Below are 3,705 nucleotides of genomic sequence, written 5' to 3' on the forward strand. Positions count from 1 at the left end.
GAGGAGATATCACCTGCACTGGTTTACTTTTGACATCCTTCGTAAAATCCTTAATCATCTTACCATACTTATCTTCTATTCTAAGTATGAACATAGGCTCAACTCTCGTGCCTCCTCTGTAAAAAACAGAAGTAGCAACCGCCACATCAAGTGGTGAAACCTCAAGTGTTCCAAGAGCAGAAGCCATACTATTGATATACTTATTAACTTCATCATCGGTCAACCCAAAAAACCTCTTGGTGTAGTTTCTTAATACCCCCAATCCAATTTTATCAAGAACCTGCACACTCACGGTGTTCAAGGACTTTGCTAGAGCATCTCTTAGTGTAACAGGACCACTAAAGCTTCCCTCATAATTTTTAGGTGCCCAAGTTCTTCCCGCAAACCTATACTCTATCGGCTGGTCCACAAAAACACTACCTGCTGTCAAAAGCCTCGCATCAATACCTGCAGCATAAAGAAACGGCTTAAAGGCAGACCCAAGCTGTCTCTTAGCTTGTATAGCCCTATTGAAACGATTCATTGGTGAAAACTCACTTCCCCCAACCATTGCCTCAACATACCCATTCTTCGCATTTATACTCACCAAAGCACACTCCACCTTATTCTCTTTAAGCCTCCTCTCAGATATCTCAAGAAAATATCCATAAGAGTTTGCCCTTATCTTCTCAGCACCACAAAGGTCAGATACCAAAAACATCGCACGATAGAGATCTCTCAGGTTCTTCTTAAGCTCTATAAGCTTACTAGAATTCTTCACCTTCAAAATCGGAATAACTTCCGATACGGACCAGAGAAGATCAACATACGGTTGCATCATCTCAACGGCTATTGAAGTAGTTGTCTCATAAACTCTCTGCGCTTTCTCCCTGTATATAAGCAAGTACTTTTCCGCTTGAATCTGCTTATCTAGATCCAATGTAGTATAAACCTTATATCCTGACTTGTAAACCGCATCATCACCAAACATTTGAGATATTACTTGCCTCACATATTCCACAAAAAAGGGAGCTTTCTGTTCATACTCAGCAACCTTAAGCTTTAAGGATTCAACCTTTGTAATATAATTTTGCCAAAACTTTGTAAAAATCTCATCAACCTTATCCTCGGGTATAAACCCCAAAGAAGCCATCCTCTTAAGAACTAGATATTGTCTCTTCTGAGCGTTATTTACATTAACAAACGGTGAGTAAATATGAGGCCCCTTAGGAATAGAAGCCAAAAGCGATGCTTCCGCAACCCCTACTTCCTTAGCACTCTTACCAAAATAAATCCTAGAAGCCATCTCAACCCCATAAGCTCCATATCCAAAGTATATCTGATTCAAGTAAATCTCCATTATCTCCTCTTTTGAATACTCCTTCTCTATCTGCAAAGCATACCAGATCTCAACAATCTTCCTAAAGATATTTCTCTCACCAGTTGTAAATATCCTTTTGGCTAACTGCTGAGTTATAGTACTTGCTCCTTCCCTTATCCTACCAGAAAGGATATTTTTAACCAGTGCCTTGAATATCCTCTGTATACTAACACCTCTGTGAAAAAAGAAATCCTCGTCTTCAACTGCTATAAATGCGTTAATAATCTCCTTTGATATCTGGTTATAAGACACCGGAATCCTCTTTTCCAAAAATAGCTCTGACACTAACCTACCCTTCTGATCGTAAACCTTCATCGGCTCAGGAATCGCCAGATACCTAAGATCTTTCACACTTCTCGGATCATACAAAGAAACAACCAATATTCCAAAAAACACCCCAAAAAATATCCCAGAAAAAATAAATAACAAAACAATAAAATTAATAAAACCTCTTAAAGTCATTTTCGGCAGAAAAAACCTAACTACCCTTCTTATCATATCTCAACCTCTAAACTCTCAAAAACTCACCACAAGAAGAATATATCCGCTAAACTAGCATTGTCAAGTTTTAAAACTTTATCACAACAAATTCCAGTTCTCGTCAGATGAGCAATAATATAGCTGTGAACTTTAGACTTCACCACCTTTTCCAAGCTTTCACAGTCTCTCCAAAAACTCAACTATATTTCTCAACATACTTTTTTATATCAAACTTATCTTCCAATCCTCTTGCACTCATATACCTCACTCTTCCTAGCACCTTTCTTTCCGCAAAAGGCCTATCAAAATTACCAAAACACCAAGATATCCCAGCATATCCATTTGGATCCCTACCATCTAGCTCGTATTTGTCATTCAGATAACATACAATATTAAATGCTTCCTCCGGACTTTTCGTCCACTCCAAGATCTTCTTAGCCCAATACATCCTCATGTAGCCATGCATCTTACCCGTTTTAAGAAGCTCCTTCTGAGCAGAATTCCAATATACATCATGCGTCCTAGCACCCTCAAATTCTTCCAAAGTGTAAACATAATCCCTCTTATCGTTCTTGTGCTCCTCAAGTGTATTCCTAGCCCAACTAGGAATACCCTCGTACCTATTATAATTCGGTGTATAATACACAAAGTTCCTAGCAAGCTCCCGCCATACCACAAGTTCATTGACATAAGATCTTACATTCTCATCCTCCAAATCATACCTCCTTAGAATCTCATAAAGGATCTCAACAGGAGATATATTCCCAAAGTGCAAATACGGACTCAGATTAGATTGATAGTCTTTAGTAGGATCATTCCTAAACTCCTTGTATCTATACAGTTTGTTACTTATAAACTCCTCCAAGAGTCTTCTAGCCTGATCATATCCTCCTATGAAGGTGTTTACAACCGGAACTGTTTTATCAACGTTTAAATGAGCCAAAAATGTATCTACATCCTCAAAATAAAACTCTTCCCCTAAGTCCAAATTACAAGAGTTTACAAAAGGTTTTGGCAAACTAAACACATCTACAAACTCATTGATAAGAGGGTAGATTTTATTTCTAATGACATAGGCATAAGGCTCCGCTTTGCTGGATACAAACTCAACAGGCACAACAACATCATTATCAACCTCAAAAACAGCAGTAGTTAGTCTACTCGCAACTTCTTGTCTCCACCTTCTATGAGTTGTTAGGTAGTTTCTATCAAGCACCACCAACGAAGCGGAAAAACCCAAATCCACACAACCAGAAACATAATCACCATATCTTACATGAAACTTAATTCCTAGTTCCTCAAAATCCTTCTTAAGCTTTATTATCCCCTCCAGCATAAACTTGTAGTATCTGGCATTAGAGTATCTATACTTGTCGGTTATATTAAAAAGAACTACAACCGGCTTTCCCAAACTATTTGCCTGAGTAATAGCAAAAAGGAGAGCATAGTTGTAGCTTATCCTCTGACTTGCCTCCATACAGTATAGCACATACTTACCATAGGATGACGGAACAGAGTCATTCAGTTTCTTTATTCTTTTATCAACCAAGAAAAGCTTCATAACTCCTACTTTAGCAACACTCCTAACCCATTTTTTATTTGATACAAACCACCAATCGCAAGTTTTAAACCGCTTTAGAAATCAATAAATCCAATTCCACTAGGTAAATAAACAAGATTCTAGGGAACACAAGAATAGCAAAAAGAAAGATTACATCTTAGTTACAAATTTTTCTGGTCTGAAGTTTGGTCAAGAGTTTGGTATTTTCTGTGAAAAAGTATTCTGAATACCTCGTGTTCATAACTCATCCAAGCAACCCTCAAATCTTCCTTCCCTAACCCCAGCACACTAGCCCTACCCAGAA

The 3,705-nt window shown here is 38.1% G+C and carries 2 protein-coding genes; both read right to left on the reverse strand.

Annotated features, from left to right (window positions below; translation table 11 throughout):
- A partial coding sequence (locus ABDH28_05255) for a transglycosylase domain-containing protein (GenBank protein ID MEN2998424.1) occupies positions 1-1,858 on the reverse strand: 1,858 nt, incomplete at its 3' end.
- 178 nt (positions 1,859-2,036) lie between these two features.
- The gene (locus tag ABDH28_05260) at positions 2,037-3,401 is read right to left on the reverse strand and encodes a deoxyribodipyrimidine photo-lyase (GenBank protein ID MEN2998425.1); all 1,365 of its coding nucleotides are present in this window, start codon (positions 3,399-3,401) and stop codon (positions 2,037-2,039) included.
- Between the last annotated feature and the right edge of the window lie 304 nt (positions 3,402-3,705).

It is taken from the genome of Brevinematia bacterium (genome assembly GCA_039630355.1).
In the GTDB taxonomy this organism is placed as follows: domain Bacteria; phylum Spirochaetota; class Brevinematia; order DTOW01; family DTOW01; genus SKYB106.

What these genes read in the sequence shown, in the direction of transcription:
- ABDH28_05260 (MEN2998425.1), bottom strand. Translation starts at nt 3,401, where the DNA reads ATGAAGCTTTTCTTGGTTGATAAAAGAATAAAGAAACTGAATGACTCT.